The 15642-nt window shown below is 66.0% G+C and carries 12 protein-coding genes and 1 pseudogene; 9 read left to right on the forward strand and 4 right to left on the reverse strand.

Going from position 1 to position 15642, the window contains the following annotated elements; translation table 11 throughout:
• Positions 1-82: 82 nt before the first annotated feature.
• The 9 genes and pseudogenes from A3AC_RS0117825 to A3AC_RS0117865 all read left to right on the forward strand — a co-directional run bounded on the left by A3AC_RS0117825 (position 83) and on the right by A3AC_RS0117865 (position 9773).
• On the forward strand, positions 83-1591 hold the full coding sequence (locus A3AC_RS0117825; RefSeq protein ID WP_025600527.1) for a YbfB/YjiJ family MFS transporter: 1509 nt from the start codon (positions 83-85) through the stop codon (positions 1589-1591).
• 116 nt (positions 1592-1707) lie between these two features.
• Positions 1708-2259 (forward strand): annotated as a pseudogene (locus A3AC_RS29290) (hypothetical protein).
• A 47-nt stretch (positions 2260-2306) separates the two neighbouring features.
• Positions 2307-2837, forward strand: a complete 531-nt coding sequence (locus tag A3AC_RS0117835; RefSeq protein WP_025600528.1) for an NUDIX domain-containing protein — start codon at positions 2307-2309, stop codon at positions 2835-2837.
• A 128-nt stretch (positions 2838-2965) separates the two neighbouring features.
• On the forward strand, positions 2966-3421 hold the full coding sequence (locus A3AC_RS0117840; protein ID WP_025600529.1) for an acyl-CoA thioesterase: 456 nt from the start codon (positions 2966-2968) through the stop codon (positions 3419-3421).
• 4 nt (positions 3422-3425) lie between these two features.
• Positions 3426-4364, forward strand: a complete 939-nt coding sequence (locus A3AC_RS0117845; RefSeq protein ID WP_025600530.1) for a branched-chain amino acid ABC transporter permease — start codon at positions 3426-3428, stop codon at positions 4362-4364.
• Positions 4357-5709: a branched-chain amino acid ABC transporter permease gene (locus A3AC_RS0117850; RefSeq protein WP_025600531.1), complete on the forward strand. Its 1353-nt coding sequence runs from the start codon at positions 4357-4359 to the stop codon at positions 5707-5709. The genes A3AC_RS0117845 and A3AC_RS0117850 overlap by 8 nt, the downstream gene beginning before the upstream one ends.
• Positions 5706-6470: an ABC transporter ATP-binding protein gene (locus A3AC_RS0117855; RefSeq protein WP_025600533.1), complete on the forward strand. Its 765-nt coding sequence runs from the start codon at positions 5706-5708 to the stop codon at positions 6468-6470. The genes A3AC_RS0117850 and A3AC_RS0117855 overlap by 4 nt, the downstream gene beginning before the upstream one ends.
• Positions 6467-7192, forward strand: a complete 726-nt coding sequence (locus A3AC_RS0117860) for an ABC transporter ATP-binding protein (protein WP_025600534.1) — start codon at positions 6467-6469, stop codon at positions 7190-7192. Before A3AC_RS0117855 ends, A3AC_RS0117860 begins: the two co-directional genes overlap by 4 nt.
• Positions 7193-7475: 283 nt before the next feature.
• The gene (locus tag A3AC_RS0117865) at positions 7476-9773 is read left to right on the forward strand and encodes a hypothetical protein (RefSeq protein WP_025600535.1); all 2298 of its coding nucleotides are present in this window, start codon (positions 7476-7478) and stop codon (positions 9771-9773) included.
• A gap of 25 nt (positions 9774-9798) precedes the next feature.
• Here the strand turns inward: A3AC_RS0117865 and iolB are convergent, their stop codons facing one another.
• The 4 genes from iolB to A3AC_RS0117885 are packed head-to-tail and all read right to left on the reverse strand — an operon-like array spanning position 9799 to position 15639.
• On the reverse strand, positions 9799-10599 hold the full coding sequence (gene iolB / locus A3AC_RS0117870; protein WP_025600537.1) for a 5-deoxy-glucuronate isomerase: 801 nt from the start codon (positions 10597-10599) through the stop codon (positions 9799-9801).
• A complete protein-coding gene (iolE, locus tag A3AC_RS0117875; protein ID WP_025600538.1) occupies positions 10596-11534 on the reverse strand; it encodes a myo-inosose-2 dehydratase in 939 nt (312 codons plus the stop codon). Before iolE ends, iolB begins: the two co-directional genes overlap by 4 nt.
• Positions 11535-11545: 11 nt before the next feature.
• A complete protein-coding gene (gene iolD, locus A3AC_RS0117880; RefSeq protein ID WP_025600539.1) occupies positions 11546-13573 on the reverse strand; it encodes a 3D-(3,5/4)-trihydroxycyclohexane-1,2-dione acylhydrolase (decyclizing) in 2028 nt (675 codons plus the stop codon).
• The gene (locus A3AC_RS0117885) at positions 13570-15639 is read right to left on the reverse strand and encodes a bifunctional 5-dehydro-2-deoxygluconokinase/5-dehydro-2-deoxyphosphogluconate aldolase (protein WP_025600541.1); all 2070 of its coding nucleotides are present in this window, start codon (positions 15637-15639) and stop codon (positions 13570-13572) included. The genes iolD and A3AC_RS0117885 overlap by 4 nt, the downstream gene beginning before the upstream one ends.
• Between the last annotated feature and the right edge of the window lie 3 nt (positions 15640-15642).

Here is a 15642-nt window from a genome sequence, read left to right on the forward strand (position 1 = left end):
CTGGTCTTTGCCTTACTGCGCGGCGGCTGATGCGGTCTCCGCGTGGTTTCCTGCGCTCCCTCACTCTCCTGAACGGCTGGCCATGAACGATCTCGCTTCCAACGCCCAACGCTTTCTAGCGGAGCCTCAGGCGGCACGGCGCGCCGCGCTTGCCTGCATGGTGACGCTCGCCGTCGCGCTTGGCGTCGGACGGTTCGCGTTCACGCCGCTCCTGCCGTTGATGCTGCACGGCGGCGCGTTCGGTCAGCCGCCAATCGACATCCAGCATGGTGGCTGGCTGGCGTCGTTCAATTACGCAGGCTATTTCGTGGGTGCGCTCAGCTGCGCGGCGTTGCGAGTCGAGCCCGCGCGGGTGGTGCGCGCGGGGCTCGCGCTGACTGTGATGTTGACGCTGGCAATGGGCGTCACAAGTCACTTCTGGATATGGGCGGTGGTGCGCTTCGTTGCAGGAGCGGTCAGCGCGTGGACTTTTGTTTTCGCGTCGCAGTGGGGCTTGCGGCGGCTCGCGGAACTCGTACAGCCGGCATGGGGCGGCGTGATTTATACAGGGCCGGGCGTCGGCATTGTCGGGACCGGGTTGCTGGTCAGCGCGGCGGGCAGTTATGGCGCGACGGCGGGATGGATCGGCTTTGGCTTGATCTCGGCGGTCCTCGCGGCGGCAGTCTGGCCGGCGTTCGGGAGCGGCGTGACATCAGCCGCGGGTGCGGAGGCCAACGGCGCTGCGGCGCCGGTCACCGCGGCAGCAAAGGGCGCTGTCGCTGCGACGCCAGGTGGACGTGGCGGGCCCGCAAGTCCCGGAACTGCTGGAACTGCCGGAACTGCTGGAACTGCTGGAACTGCTGGAACTGCTGGAACTGCTGGAACTGCTGGAACTGCTGGAACTGCCGGCAGCACTGCAAGCCGCGAAAGTGCCGAAAGCGTCCAAAGCCCCGAGAGGCTTCAAAGCCCCGGCTCCAGAACCACTGCCGCCGCAACCGGCCGCCCGGCGTCTGACAGCATTCCTGCCACCCACCGCGCCGACGCCTTCTGGCTAGTGGTGCTGTACGGTGTGCCTGGCTTCGGCTACATCATCACCGCGACGTTTTTGCCGGTGATCGCGCGCCACGCGTTGCCGGGCTCGCCGTGGCCCGACCTGTTCTGGCCGATGTTCGGCGCCGCGCTGATCGTCGGTGCATTGCTGGCCGCGCGCCTGCCGCTGCACCTGGACAACCGCGTGTTGCTGGCGGGCAGCTATGTGTTGCAGGCGGCTGGTATCGCGCTGGGAATCGTCTGGCCGACGGCGGGCGGTTTTTCGCTCGGAAGCGTTCTGATCGGCGTCCCGTTCACTGCCATCACGCTCTTTGCGATGCGGGAGGCGCGGCGTCTGCGCGGCGACGATGCGGCCGGTCTCATGGGCTACGCGACGGCTGCTTATGGTCTTGGCCAGATCGTCGGCCCGCTGGTGGCCGCACCGATTGCCGCGCACACCGGCTCGTTTTCGCCCGCGTTGTGGCTGGCGGCCGGCGTGTTGCTGCTCGGCGCCGTGGGGCTGGTGGTCGTGGCGCGCGTACCTCGCGCACGAGAACGTATGGCAGATTGCGGTTGCGGCTGAACCCAGGCAAACCCACGCAACCCACCCGCGCACAGATGACCAAACACCCCCCTTGCGCACTAAAATGACCGCTTTCCGTCATCCCCGCGCGTCTGTCGCCGGTCGCGCCGTCCGTCATGCAACATTTCGCGTCCGACAACTATGCCGGCATCTGCCCTGAAGCGCTGGAGGCGCTGATCGCCGCCAACAACAGCGGCCACGAACCGGCCTACGGCGACGACTCCTGCACCAACCAGGTCTGCGACCGTCTGCGCGAACTTTCCAGACCGACTGCGAAGTGTTCTTCGACCGCGCGCTCGCCGACGACTTCGTATATCGCCTCGAGCAGGCGGGCCAGCTTGCATCGAAAATGCGCTATCTCCGCACCCTGGCTCGGCCTGCTCGATAACGACGTGTGGCTGCGCAACGCACGTCATGCGAACGCAATGGCCGGGCTGCTGCAAACGCGCTTGCAGGAAATTCCCGGCGTGAGCATCATGTTTCCGCGCGAGTCGAACGCGGTGTTCGCGCAGTTGCCCGCGCAAGCCGCCAGAGTGATGCGCGCGCGCGGCTGGAAGTTTTACGAGTTCATCGGCGCGGGCGGTTGCCGGCTGATGTGCGCGTGGGACACGCAGCCGGAGACCGTGGAGCGCTTCGCAGCGGAAGTACGCGAGCTATGCGCAGCGTAAGATTGCAGGCGCTGGGTGCACAACGCGCATAAAACCACAACCCCACCATGACCGACTACCGATTTTGCCCCCGCTGCTCGACGCCTCTCATCGAGCGGGCCGACGCCGTGCACGAAGGCGGCCGCATCCGCCAGACCTGTCCCGATGCGGATTGCGGCTACGTCCATTGGAACAACCCGCTGCCGGTGGTCGCGGCGATCGTCGAATACGAAGGCAAAATCCTGCTCGCGCGCAACGCGGCGTGGGCCGAGGGCGTATTCGCGCTGATTACTGGCTTCCTCGAAAACGGCGAGACACCGGAAGAGGGCATTGCGCGCGAGGTGTGGGAAGAGACGTCGTTGCGCGCGGAGTCGGTGGAACTGATCGGCGTGTACGAGTTCATCCGCAAGAACGAACTGATCATCGCGTATCACGTGAAGGCGCACGGCACCATTTCGTTGTCGCCCGAGTTGCTCGAATACCGGCTGGTCGAGCCGGCCAAACTGCGGCCGTGGCGCGCGGGCACCGGTCAGGCGCTCGGCGAATGGATGCGGCGGCGCGGTTTGCCGTTCGAATTCGTCGACAAGCCTGGGCAGTAAAGGAGCGCGAGCCGCGTTCGTCGAATGCAGTGCTCATGCAGCGGCATCGACCACCGACACAGCGGCGCGCCGCGATTCGCCGGATAACCATAAGCGCCTGACAGCCACACACGTTCGAGCTCACGCCCATGTCCAAACCCGCACCCTCCGCACGAAGCTCGTATCCACACTTTCTCACCATCACCACGCGCTGGATGGACAACGACGTCTACGGCCACGTGAACAACGTCGTCTATTACAGCTACTTCGATACGGTCGTGAACGAGTATCTGATCCGCGCCGGCGTGCTCGACTTCGAACGCGGCGCGACTATCGGACTTGTGGTCGAAACGCATTGCAACTACTTCGCGCCGCTGGTGTTCCCGCAGCGCGTCGACGCGGGCCTGCGCGTGACGCGGCTCGGCACCTCGAGCGTGCGCTATGAAGTGGGCCTCTTTCGCGAAGGCGACGACGAAGCCGCCGCGCAAGGACACTTCGTGCACGTGTATGTGGACCGCGTCACGCGCCGTCCGGTGAATCTGCCGGATGCACTGCGTGCGGCGCTGGAGCCGCTTTGCGTCGCCAGCAACGCGGCGGCGGACTAGGCACGTGCAGTCGTTCGTCATCAATCTGCTGAACGGAATCAGCTTCGGCCTCCTGCTTTTCATGCTGTCGGCCGGCTTGACGCTGATTTTCAGCATGCTCGGCGTGCTCAACTTCGCGCACGCGAGCTTCTACATGCTGGGCGCTTACGTCGGCTACTCGGTCGCGGCGCGAGCCGGCTTCTGGGCCGCGCTCGTGATCGCGCCGCTTGCCGTCGGGCTGATTGGTGCCGCGCTCGAACGCTGGCTATTGCGCCGCGTGCGAAGCCACGGACATCTGGCCGAGTTGCTGCTGACCTTCGGCGCCGCCTATGTGCTCGGCGAACTCGTCAAGCTCGGCTGGGGCTTGAGTCCGCTCGGCGCAAGCGTGCCCGCGGCGCTCGACGGTCCGCTTTTCACGCTGTATGGCGCGACCTTTGCGCGTTATCGCGCATTCATGATGGCGGTTTCGCTCGGCATGCTGGCGCTCCTGTACGCGGTGCTGCGGGTGTCGAAAGCGGGGCTCATCGTTCGCGCGGCACTCACGCACGCGAGCGCCGTCGAAGCGCTCGGTCACAACGTGCCGCGTGTCTTCACCGGCGTGTTTGCGGCGGGCACGGCGCTGGCCGCGCTGGCCGGCGTGATCGGCGCGCCGCTCTCTGTGATCGAACCGGCGATGGCCGAATCGCTCGGCTCGATCGTGTTCGTGGTCGTCGTGATAGGCGGGCTCGGGTCGCTGGGCGGCGCGCTCACAGCGTCGCTGCTGATCGGCTGTGTGCAGACGCTCGCGGTTGCAAGCGACGTATCGCTCGGCGACGTGCTCGCCATCTTCGACGCTTCCCTGCCGCGCGAATGGGACACGCTCACGCTCGCACAGCTCGCGCCGCTGATTCCGTATCTGCTGCTCGTCGCGATGCTGGCGCTGCGCCCGCGCGGACTATCCGGACGGCGTGACGACCATGCGTGAACTCTTCAAGCCCACCGCACGAGTCGCCGCGACGTCAAGGCCGGAGGCCGATGCGCGAGCCGCTCAAGCCCTGCAGGCCGGGCGCGTCAGGTCCGTCACGTGGCGCCGTCTGTTACCGTGGCTCGCGCTGGTTCTGCTGCTTGCGCTGCCGCCCTTCATCTGGCGGCAAAGCTGGCTGCTCGCCTACCTCGCGCAGACCGCGACGATGATCGTCTTCGCGCTCTCGTACAACCTGCTGCTCGGCGAAACAGGACTGTTGTCGTTCGGACATGCGGCTTACTCCGGCCTCGGCGCACTGATCGCCGCGCACGTGTTCAACCGTGCCGGCGTACCGCTCGCGCTGCTGCCGCTCATCGGCGGAGCAGGGGCCGCGCTATGCGGCGCGCTGCTCGGTTTCATTTCGACGCGCGGCGCCGGCACGGCGTTCGCGATGATCACGCTCGGCATCGGCGAACTCGTCGCCGCCGCCGCGTGGACCTTGCCCGGCTGGTTCGGCGGCGAGGCAGGCGTCGCAATCGACCGCGCGAGCGGACCGACGTTCGGCGCGTGGACATTCGGCCCGGCCCGCGAGGCGTATGCGCTGATCGCGCTGTGGTGTCTGCTCGCCGCCGCGGCGATGTTCGCGCTGACGCGCACGCCGTTCATGCGCCTCGCCAACGCCGTGCGCGACAACCCGGCGCGCGCCGCGGCCATCGGCTGCTATCCGCGCCGGATCCGCCATGGCGTCGTGGTGATGTCGGCGTTTTTTGCGGGCGTCGCGGGCACGCTTGGGCTAATCAATGTCGAGCTGGTGTCGACGGAAAGCGTGAGCATGGTGCGCTCCGGCACTGTGCTGATCGCGACGGTGACCGGCGGCACGGGCGCCTTTTTTGGGCCGGTCGCGGGCGCGGTCATGCTGACGTTTTTCAGCGTGGCGGTGGCCAGCGTCACCCGCGCCTGGCTCTTTTATCTCGGGCTGTTCTTTGTCGTGATCGTGGTGGCTGCACCGGATGGGCTCGCCGGTTTCATGGAGCGGCATGTGGCGCGGCTCGTACGGTATGGCTGGCGGCAGTGTCGTGCGCTCTATCTGGCCGGCACGGCGGCGCTTCTTCTGTGGAGCGCCGCCGTCGTGCTCGCGGTGCAGTGGGCGTACGCCGCGCAATTCGGCGCGGACGAAGGCGCTGCGCTGCGCGCGACCGCCGGGCCTTCGCTGCTATCGTTCGTCGCGTCGTCGACTTTGCGGCTTGGCCTCGCGATTGTGGTCCTGGCTGCTTGCGGCACGCTGGCGGCATTAGCCGCGCGCCGGGCACAAGGCCGTCTTGCCGCGCAGGTGCGCGTGCTGCAAAACACCGGAGACGCGCGATGATCCCGGCGCTCGCGCTGTATGGCGTCGAAAAACGTTTTGGCGCCACGCAGATCCTGCGCGGCGTGAATCTCGCCATCGAACCGGGCGAACGCCATGCGCTGATCGGGCCGAACGGCGCGGGCAAATCCACGCTGTTCAATCTGATCGCCGGCGGCGCGCGGTCCAACGCGGGGCGCATCCATCTGTTCGGCGCGGATATCACGCGGCTTGCGCCGGCGGCCATCACGCGCCGCGGCCTCGCGCGCAGTTTCCAGAGCACCAGCGTTTTCGCGCGCCTGAGCGTCTTTGACAACCTGCGCTGCGCCGCACTGCTTGCCGAGCGCGACCGCACGCGCTGGTGGCAGCGTTTTGCGGGTTCATCCACGGTCGATGCACGCGCGTGGCAGGTGCTCGAGGCGGTCGGCCTCGGCGAGCGCGCGCAAGTGCCGGCCGGCACGCTCAGCTATGCGGAGCAGCGCGCGCTCGACCTCGGCATTGCGCTCGCGGGCGGCGCGCATACGTTGCTGCTCGACGAGCCCACCGCCGGCATGAATCGCGCCGAGGCGGCACGCGCGATCGAACTGATCCGCGAGACCACCGGGGGTCGCACGCTGCTGATGGTCGAGCACGACATGAACGCGGTGTTCGCCATCGCCGATCGCATTTCAGTGCTTGTGCAAGGGCGCATTATCGCGACCGGCACGCCCACGGCGATTCGCGCCGACGCCGCGGTACGCGCGGCCTATCTGGGCGACGGGTTCGATGAGCGAGGCGGCGTATGACGCCTTTGCTCGACATTCGCGGACTCGACGCATGGTACGGCCTGAGCCAGGCATTGCACGGCGTGAGCCTGCGGATCGACGCCGGCGAAGTGCTCGCGCTCGTCGGCCGCAACGGCTCCGGACGCTCGACGCTCGCCCGCGCGATCATGGGCCTCGTGCAATGCGACGGCGAGCTGCGCTTCGCGGGCCGCTCGCTCGCCGGACTGCGTACGTACGAAATCGCGCGGCTCGGCATCGGCTACGTGTCCGAGCATCGCGATGTGTTTCCTACGTTGAGCGTCGGCGAAAACCTCGAGTTGGGCGTCGTGCCGCGTCGGCGCGAAAGCAGGCGCGCAGAGCCTGCTCGCTTTACCATCGACGATGCGTACACGCTTTTCCCCGTGCTGCGCGAGCGCAAGCGCACGCGTGCGGGCGCACTGTCGGGCGGCGAGCAGCAGATGCTCGCGCTCGCGCGTGCGTTGCTCGGCGACCCGGATCTGCTCGTGGTGGACGAACCGGGCGAGGGCCTCGCAAGCTCGGTCATGCAGCAGGTCGCGCAATGTCTGCGCGTGCTGCGCGAGCGCGGCATGGCGATGCTGCTGATCGAACAGCGCCTTGTGATCGCACGCGACATTGCGCGCCGCGTCGCGGTGATGGGGCATGGCGAGATCGTCTTCGACGGCGAGCTTGACGCGTTCCTGCAACGCGCCGACGTCATGCGCGAATGGCTCGGCGTGGGTTGAATCGGCTCGCATGATCTTTCTTTCCAGGCGAGTCGGGCGCTCGCTCAAAAGCGACGGCGCAATTCGCGTTTGAAATCCGATGGTCGACACCGCGCTCGCGACCAGCCTGCGCGGCTTTGCGCCGACCGCACACGGCGATTCAAACGCTTGATTGTTTGGTGAGCATCCTCCAGAAATGTTGTCGGCAGCACGCGGACAAATAAAGACAATCATTCGAAGGCGCGCGGCGCCGGCGCGGGCAAGCGCGTCCGCCGGATGCGTCGCGGCTTCAGGAGGAGACATCATGAAAGACAAAGACGCTTTCCGCGACAAGCCCAGATGCAAGCCATGGGCGGCACGCGGGCATCGAGCATGCGTGGTGGCATCCACGAGTGGCTGGCGAGTGCCGCTGCGCGCAGCCGTCGCGTTGTTGAGCGCGGTGCTTTTCATGTCGGCGTGCGCCGGCGCGACTTCCACGATGAACGCCGCGCCCTCCGCGGACCTGCCAGGTTCGAGCGCCTCGGGTGCGCAAGCCACTTCATCGCCGCGCCCAGCGATAGAAGCCGCAAAAGCGCAACAACTCGCTTTTGAGCAAAGCATCGCAGAGCGCGTGCCGGCCGCGAGCGGCATGAGCATGAAACGCAGCCGCGCGCTGACGCTGCGCGACTCAGGCATCGACGGTTCGCTGATGTTCGCGCGCGACGTCGATTTCCGCGTGACCGGCGACATCGGCTTCATGATTCACGATATGGCGGCGACGCTGGTGCCGGCGCGCGCCGGCGAGCCGATCGTCTTCGATGACCCGACGAGCGTAATGATCGACGTGCATCGCGGCGAAGTCACGCTCGACAGCGCGAAGCTCACCGCCATCTTCAACCGTTATCTGTTTCGTTACCAGGGCTCGCCGCTGCGCAACATGCGCGTTGTGCCGCAGGATGGCGGCAGCTTGCGCATTACCGGCGAGATGCATCGCGACACGTGGGTGCCGATCGTGCTGTCGGGATCGCTCGCGATGCGCAGTGCCGACGAACTCGTGTTCCATGCCGATCACGTCGAGGTCGCGGGCGTGGCCGCCGACAAGTTGATGCAGGCCGCGCATGTGAAGATGGCCGACCTGCTCAGAGTTCATACGCCGATTGCGCGCCTCGACGGCGACGACGTCGTGATGCAGGTCGCGAAGCTGACACCGCCGCCCGCGCTGCGCATGCGCATCGCGAACATCGCGACGAGCGCGGCGGGCGTGCGCTTCACGCTCGACGACGGCACGCTGCCGAAGATCGACTGGCCCGCGAACATGCCCGCGCGCGGCATGCTGCTGCAAGGCGGCGATGTGAAGTTCATGCGCTCCATGCCGATGAACATCGACATGGCGTTGACGCCCATCGACGCCGGCACGCCGTTCGTGCTCGATCTGTACCACTATCGCGATCAGATGGCCGCCGGCTATTTCACGTTCGACGAAGCCGGTGCGCTGGACGTTCACCTGCCTTCGTTCACCGCCGTTGCGAGCGTGGCGAACGAGCCGCCGCAGCAGATCGGCAGCGCGAACGCGCGCTTTAACGACAGCTTCATTCGCGCGCAGCAGGCGTCGCTCGCACAGGCGCGGCTCGTCTGGCAACACGTACCGCAGAGCTTGCAAAGCGCGTCGGCGGCGCGCGCGATGCCTGTCAGCCTGCGCGCGGCATTGTCCGGCCGCGCGCAGGGGACTCGAACCCCTACACCCAACGACGAGCGTCATTCGCCCGGTACTACCGCGCTGATTCACGTCGAAAACGTGGACTTCTACGTAGCGGGGCGCATCGGCTTTCACGTGCGCTCACTCGACGCGCAGATGGTCCCGAAGACGCCGGGCCAACCGGTCGATCTCGACGATCCGGGGCAGTACGACATACGTATCATCGGCGGGGAGGTGGTCGAGCCGTGGCCCGCGATGGCTGCGCTATTTAACGACTATCTGCTCGATTACGAGCCACGCTCGCTCAACGACCTTCAATTGAAACCGATGGACGGCAAGCTCGAAGTCACGGGCGGCATCAAGCTGTGGAATCACTTTCCTGGCGTATGGCTGCCCACGACGATGAGCGGCACGATCGTCGCGAGAGACGAGCGGCACCTCGTGTATCAGCCGACTTCTGTGAAGGTGCTTGGCGTGCCGCAGGCCGCATTGCTGCGCGCGCTCGACATTCCGCTTGCCTCGCTGACACCGTTCACGCGCAAGGGCGTCGCGCTGCAAGGCAACGAACTCGTATTCGATCAGTACACCGTATTTCCACCGCCGGTGTTGCAAGGGCGCCTCGCGAGCGCGACGGTGACCGACGACGGCCTCGTTCTCAAGTTCAAACGCGAGACCGGCGTTGCTCTCGCGCGGCCGCCGGACAACGGTGGAAAGAGCGCTGCAAAGAGCTATGTATGGATCGAGTCCGGCGACGTGAAGATGTTCAACTCGCTCGTCACCAACGCGCGAACCTTCATCAAGGACAGTTCGAACTCGGGCGCGATGAAGTTCGATCTGTACGGCTATCGCCGGGACGTTTCCAAAGGCACGGTGCGGATGGGCACCGACGGTGCGCTCGACGTGGATCTCGCCGCGCGCGGCAAATGACTCAGCGCGCGGCAAGCGGCACAACTCACTCTTCTTTATTGATGATCCACTCGTGCGCCGGATCGTTGCGGAAGTGCCACACGCGCTGCGCGCCCGCCATCACGTTCAGATAGTACGAGTCGTAACCATAAGGCACGACCACCGGATGATAGCCGCGCGGCACCATCACGACGTCGTGATCTTCAACGGCCATGGATTCGTCGATGTCGCGCATATCGGTGTACACGCGTTGAAACGCAAAACCTTGCGGCGGATTCAACCGATGGTAGTACGTCTCTTCGAGCGAACTCTCGTGGGGCACGTTGTCGGTATCGTGCTTGTGCGGCGGATAGCTCGAAGCGTGTCCGCCAGGCGTTCGCACTTCGACGACCAGCAGCGACTCGGCAGGTTCGGTTTGCGGAAGAATGTCGCAAACGTATCGCGTATTGAGGCCCTTGCCGCGTGTGGAGCGCTTCATGGAAGACGGCTCGATCAGGCGCGCGAAAAACTCTCCCTTCGCGGGCGCGCTCGCCACGCCGATCTCGGCGTCGCGGCACGCACGCACGGCGGTGCGCATGCCGGGCGGCAAATACACTGCGTAGGGCGCGGCATCTTCGAACACGCTGTCGCGCGAGCCCAGCGAAGACCACTTCGCGTGCTGCGTTTCAATGTCCACCGCGCCCGCAAGCACCACGATGCACACCTCGCGCGACGGCTCGAATACGTGCACGACCTCACTCGCACCCATACGATAAGCGGCAAAGCCGACATATCGCCAGCACGCCGACTGCGGTGTTACGCGCGCGATTGTCTGGCCTTCGCGCTCGGCCTTCACCAATAGACTCATGCTGCCTCCTGCGTATTGCGCGGCTTGTTGCTCGCGGCCGTGTCGAGCGGTGCGTCGACCAACGCGCGCAATGTGCTGAAGCCTTTTTGCGCGTATTCGAACGAGGGCGCGACAACCGGGTCCTGTTCTGCTTCGACCACGAGCCAGCCTGAATAACCGTGCTGCTTCAGCCGCGCGATGATCGACGGAAAATCGACCGCGCCGTCGCCCGGCACGGTGAACGCGCCTGCTATTACCGCGTCGAGAAAACTCCAGTTGCGATTGCGCGCGAGCTTCATGACGGCGGGGCGCACGTCCTTGCAATGCACGTGGCACACGCGGCCGATGTGTTTGTCGAGCACGCTGAGCGGGTCGCCGCCGGCGAACGTGATGTGTCCCGCGTCGAACAGCAGACCGACTACGTCGCTCGTGCGCGACATCAACTGATCGACGTCGGCCGGCGTTTCGACGTAGGCGCCCATGTGATGATGGTACGCAAGCCGCACGCCGCGGCTTAGCGTATAGCGCGCGAATTCATCGACGCGCGCGGCATACGCGGCCCATTGCGCGTCGCCGAAAAAACGCGGCCGTTGATAGAGCGGCCTTGGCGCACCCTGAATGGAATCGGCCACTTCGCCGTACACCATGACAGTCGCGCCGTTTTGCGCGAGCAGTTCGAGGTGCGGGCCGACTTCCGCGATTTCTTCTTCGACGCTGCGCCGCGCGAGACGTCCCGAATACCATCCCGAGACGAGCGCGAGGTCGTATTGCGCGAGCAGCGTCTTCAATGCCTGTGGCTCACGCGGAAACTTGTTGCCGAGTTCGAAGCCCTGATAGCCGATCTGGCGACCCTCGGTCAATGCGACTTCCAGCGGCGTCTCGCCGCCGAGCGAGGGCAGGTCGTCGTTCATCCACGACAACGGGTTGATGCCGATGCGTACGTTGAAAGCTGTCATGCGAGCGATCCTCAGTTATTGGCTTCGTGGTTGGGGAGAGGGTTGCCGGCCTCGTTGTTATCGCCCTTGGCGTTCGCGTTGCCCTTGCCGTTGTGCTCCATCGCACCCTGCGGTTTGCCGCGCGCCGCAACCTGCGCCTCATAGTTCGCTCGCGCATCGAGCACGCCCGCTCGCGGTGATACTTCGGGCACCGCGACTTCCCACCACCAGCCACCCTCGGCCGTGGTGCGCGCGGGGTCGGTGTCGATGCTGATCACGTAGGTGCGGTCCGCCGCGCGTGCGCGTTGCAATGCCACTTCGAGTTCTGCGATGTTCGCCGCATGTTCCGCGTGCGCTCCGAGCGCTCGCGCGTGCGCGGCGAAGTCGATGCGCGGCGCGCCAAGCGGACCCTGCCTGCAGTCTTCGAGCAGGTTGTTGAACGGCGCGCCCCCGCATGCCTGCTGCAGCCGATTGATGCAGCCGTAGCCGCGATTGTCGAGCACCACGACGATCAGCTTCGCGCCGAGCATCACCGACGTGGCGATCTCGCTGTTCATCATCAGATAGCTGCCGTCACCTACCATCACGATCACTTCGCGCTCCGGTCGCGCCAGTTTCGCACCGAGCCCTCCGGCAATTTCATAGCCCATGCACGAGTAGCCGTATTCGACGTGATAGGCGCCCGGCGTACCCGCACGCCACAGCTTATGCAGCTCCGCAGGCAAGGTGCCCGCCGCGCAGACCACAATGTCATGGATCGGCGAGTTGGCGCTGGAACGTTGTACGGCGCCGATCAAATCGCCCTCGTAGGGCAGCACGGCCTCGCGCTGCGGCGCGTGCGTGAGCGCATGCACCGTGTCACGCCAGGTGGCCGCGAGTTCGCGGGCGCGCGCAGTCCACGCGTGCTCCGCATGCCAGTCCTGCAGGCCCGCGGTGAGCGCGTCGAGCGCGAGGTGTGCGTCGGCTTCCACCACTTGCGCGCGATGCTTGAGGCCGTCGAATGCATTCGCGTTGATGCCGATAACGTGCGCCTGCGTGAAAAGCGAATTCGAGCCGGTGGTGAAGTCCTGTAGGCGCGTGCCGAGCGCGAGCACACAATCGGCCTCGCGCGCGAGCGCGTTCGCAGCAGGCGAGCCCGTCACGCCCAATGCGCCGGCGTTAAAAGGATCGTCCCATGCGAGGGCACCTTTGCCTGCTTGCGTCTCCGCGACAGGAATGCCGTGCGCGGAGGCAAAGCGTTGCAGCGCATCGGTCGCGCGGCCGTACAGCACGCCGCCGCCCGCGACGATCAGCGGACGCTGCGCGCGCCGCAAACGTTCGATCGCAGCGCCGATTTCGTCCGCGCGCGGTGCGGGCGAGTAAAACATCACGACGCGCGGCGCGAAGAAATCGGCGGGGAAGTCCCACGCCTGCGCCTGAACGTCTTGCGGCAGTGCGAGCGTGACGGGGCCGCACGACGCTGCGTCGGTGAGCACGCGTAGCCCACGCGGCAGTGCACTCAACAATTGCGCGGGATGGACGATGCGATCGAAGTAGCGCGACACGGGCTTGAACGCATCGTTCGCGGAAACGCCGCCGTCGTGGAAGTCTTCAAGCTGCTGTAAAACGGGGTCCGGCGCGCGCGAGACGAAAATGTCGCCCGGCAATAGCAGCACCGGCAGACGGTTGACGTGCGCGAGTGCCGCGGCGGTCAGCAGATTGGTGGCGCCCGGGCCGATGGAGGTGGTGACCGCCATCATGCGGCGGCGGAAATGCGCCTTCGCATATGCAATCGCGCTATGCGCCATCGCCTGTTCGTTATGCGCGCGTAGCGTCGGCAGTTCGTCGCGATGCTGGTACAGCGCCTCGCCTATGCCGGCGACGTTGCCATGACCGAAGATCGCGAACACGCCGCCAAAGAGCGGCTCGGTGCCGAGCCCGTCTTCTGTTGCGACACGTTGTGCGGCCAGATAGCGCACGAGCGCCTGCGCGGTGGTCAGGCGGATGGTGCCGCCTGAAACTGCGCCGCCCGCTACTGCTTCGTCATCCTGATCTTTGTGCTCTGAAAAGCGCTGATTCATGCGGCCTGCTCCTGATGAACATGCGTGTTCGCGTCGCGTTCCGCAGCGGCGGAGTCACGCGCCGCGCGCCATGATGCGATCAGCGTTTCGAAAATGCGCCGCACGCGCGCGATCAGTTCGTCGTCGCCGATCTCGCCTGCGAGCCATGCGTGGCTCGGCTCGTGAAAGATCGTGCGGCCCACGGTAAATCCGCGGCACGTCGACGAGCGCGCCGCCGCGCGAAAGCCTTCGTTCAACTGCTCGACGCCCGCCGACAAACCGAGCAGCACCACGCCGCGGCAATACGGATCGCGCTCGGCGATCAGTGCGTCGATCTCGCGCCACTGCGCGGCGTCCATCGGTTCCAGCTTCCACCACTCAGGGTAGATGCCGATGTTGTAGAGCCGCTTCAACGCGCGATACACGACGTTCGGCCCTTGCGGCAAGCTCGCGTGCTTCGGCGGAATCACCTCGAGCAGCAACTCGTGACCGCTCGTCTGGGTTGCATCGTAGAGGGCGCGCAATTGCGCTTCCTGTTCCAGACGCTGTTCGATCGGTTCGTCGGGATGGAATTGCACGAGGCATTTCGCGACATGCTCGTGCGGCCACGTCACGAGCGTCGTGCCCACCGAGCGGCCGTGGTCGAACACGAGTGGCACCGAGCCCGGCAATTCGACCGGGCGGCCGATCCACCAGCCGCGGCCGGTCGCGGCATTGAGCGCCTCCTGCCCATAACGGTCGTCGATCAATACGCCGATGCGGCCTTGCAGGCCCAGCGCACTTTCGGTTTGCGCGACCGCGTCGACGAACAGGCCCTTGAGTCGCGCGATACGGGCCTCGCTGGCGCCGGTCTGCTGTGCGAGTTCGAAGAACTGATTGCGATGGTCGAATGCAAAACCGAGTACTTCGTTCCATTGCTTGCGCGCGGGCGTCACGCGGTGCAGGCGCGCCAGCGTGGCGTCGCGATCCGGGCGGCGCATGCGCTCAGGGTCGGCTTTCGCCTCGCGCAGGAAGTAGTCGAGTTCGGCGGGCGTGGGCATGGCCGGCGCGCAGGCGTGACGCGACACGACCAGTGCGCCGCTCGCATTCGCGGCGCGCGCGCATGCGTCGAGCGGTTGATCGCGCAACCATCCGGAGAGAAAGCCCGATGCAAACGCGTCGCCCGCGCCCAGCACGTTCAACACTTCGACTTCCACGCCGCCGTGAACCGGCAGTTCATCGAGCGAGGCTGGCACGTTGCCGTCGATGATCTGGCAACCCATCGGCCCGCGCTTGAGCACGAGCGTGGCCGGCGTGACCGCGCGCACCATGGCGAGCGCGTCGACCAGCTCGCTCTTGCCGCCGGCAATGCGAAACTCTTCCTCCGTGCCTATCACGAGATCGAACAAGGGCAGAATGCGCTGCAAATGCGCGGTGACGCCTTCGCTCGCGACAAAGCGAGTCTCGCCGTCCGCTTTGCCCGTGAGGCCCCAAAGCACCGGGCGATAGTCGATATCGAGCACAGTGCGCACCTGGTTGCGCCGCGCGTAATCCAGTGCGCGGCGGCTCGTGCGGTTCACCTGTTCGGTGGAGAAGTGTGTGCCGGTAATCAGCAGCGCTTTGGATGAAGCGATGAACGCCTCGTCGAAGTCGGCTTCGTCCACGGCCATGTCAGCGCAATTCTCGCGGTAGAAGATCAGCGGAAACGTATCGCGGTCCTTGAGCCCGAGCAGCACGAGCGCGGTCAGGCGGTCCCGATCGACGCGCACGTGGCTCACGTCGCAGCCTTCTCTCGTCAACGTTTCGGTGAGAAAGCGGCCCATGTGGTCGTTGCCGACGCGCGCGAGCATCGCCGCCGCCAGCCCGAGCCGCGCGCAACCGAAGGCGATATTCGCCGACGAACCGCCGAGATACTTCGCGAAGCTCGACACGTCCTCGAGGCGCGCGCCGACCTGCTGCGCGTACAGATCGACGGCGAGGCGGCCAAGGCACACGATGTCGCGGCTGCGGCCCGGCGCGAAGCGGCTGCCGGCGTTCGCGCCGGATACGCCCGCGGTTTCGCCCGAGCCTTGCGCCGGCGTACCGCTGAATGTACTGGAATGAGCCATGAA

The organism is Burkholderia sp. WSM2230 (genome assembly GCF_000472445.1).
Taxonomy (GTDB): Bacteria; Pseudomonadota; Gammaproteobacteria; order Burkholderiales; family Burkholderiaceae; genus Paraburkholderia.

Excerpts from the sequence above, each read along its gene's own strand:
- iolE (WP_025600538.1), bottom strand. The coding sequence starts at position 11,534 with ATGACAGCTTTCAACGTACGCATCGGCATCAACCCGTTGTCGTGGATG.
- A3AC_RS0117840 (WP_025600529.1), top strand. The coding sequence starts at position 2,966 with ATGTCCAAACCCGCACCCTCCGCACGAAGCTCGTATCCACACTTTCTC.
- A3AC_RS0117855 (WP_025600533.1), top strand. The coding sequence starts at position 5,706 with ATGATCCCGGCGCTCGCGCTGTATGGCGTCGAAAAACGTTTTGGCGCC.
- A3AC_RS0117850 (WP_025600531.1), top strand. The coding sequence starts at position 4,357 with ATGCGTGAACTCTTCAAGCCCACCGCACGAGTCGCCGCGACGTCAAGG.
- iolB (WP_025600537.1), bottom strand. The coding sequence starts at position 10,599 with ATGAGTCTATTGGTGAAGGCCGAGCGCGAAGGCCAGACAATCGCGCGC.
- iolD (WP_025600539.1), bottom strand. The coding sequence starts at position 13,573 with ATGAATCAGCGCTTTTCAGAGCACAAAGATCAGGATGACGAAGCAGTA.
- A3AC_RS0117860 (WP_025600534.1), top strand. The coding sequence starts at position 6,467 with ATGACGCCTTTGCTCGACATTCGCGGACTCGACGCATGGTACGGCCTG.
- A3AC_RS0117885 (WP_025600541.1), bottom strand. The coding sequence starts at position 15,639 with ATGGCTCATTCCAGTACATTCAGCGGTACGCCGGCGCAAGGCTCGGGC.
- A3AC_RS0117835 (WP_025600528.1), top strand. The coding sequence starts at position 2,307 with ATGACCGACTACCGATTTTGCCCCCGCTGCTCGACGCCTCTCATCGAG.
- A3AC_RS0117825 (WP_025600527.1), top strand. The coding sequence starts at position 83 with ATGAACGATCTCGCTTCCAACGCCCAACGCTTTCTAGCGGAGCCTCAG.
- A3AC_RS0117865 (WP_025600535.1), top strand. The coding sequence starts at position 7,476 with ATGAAAGACAAAGACGCTTTCCGCGACAAGCCCAGATGCAAGCCATGG.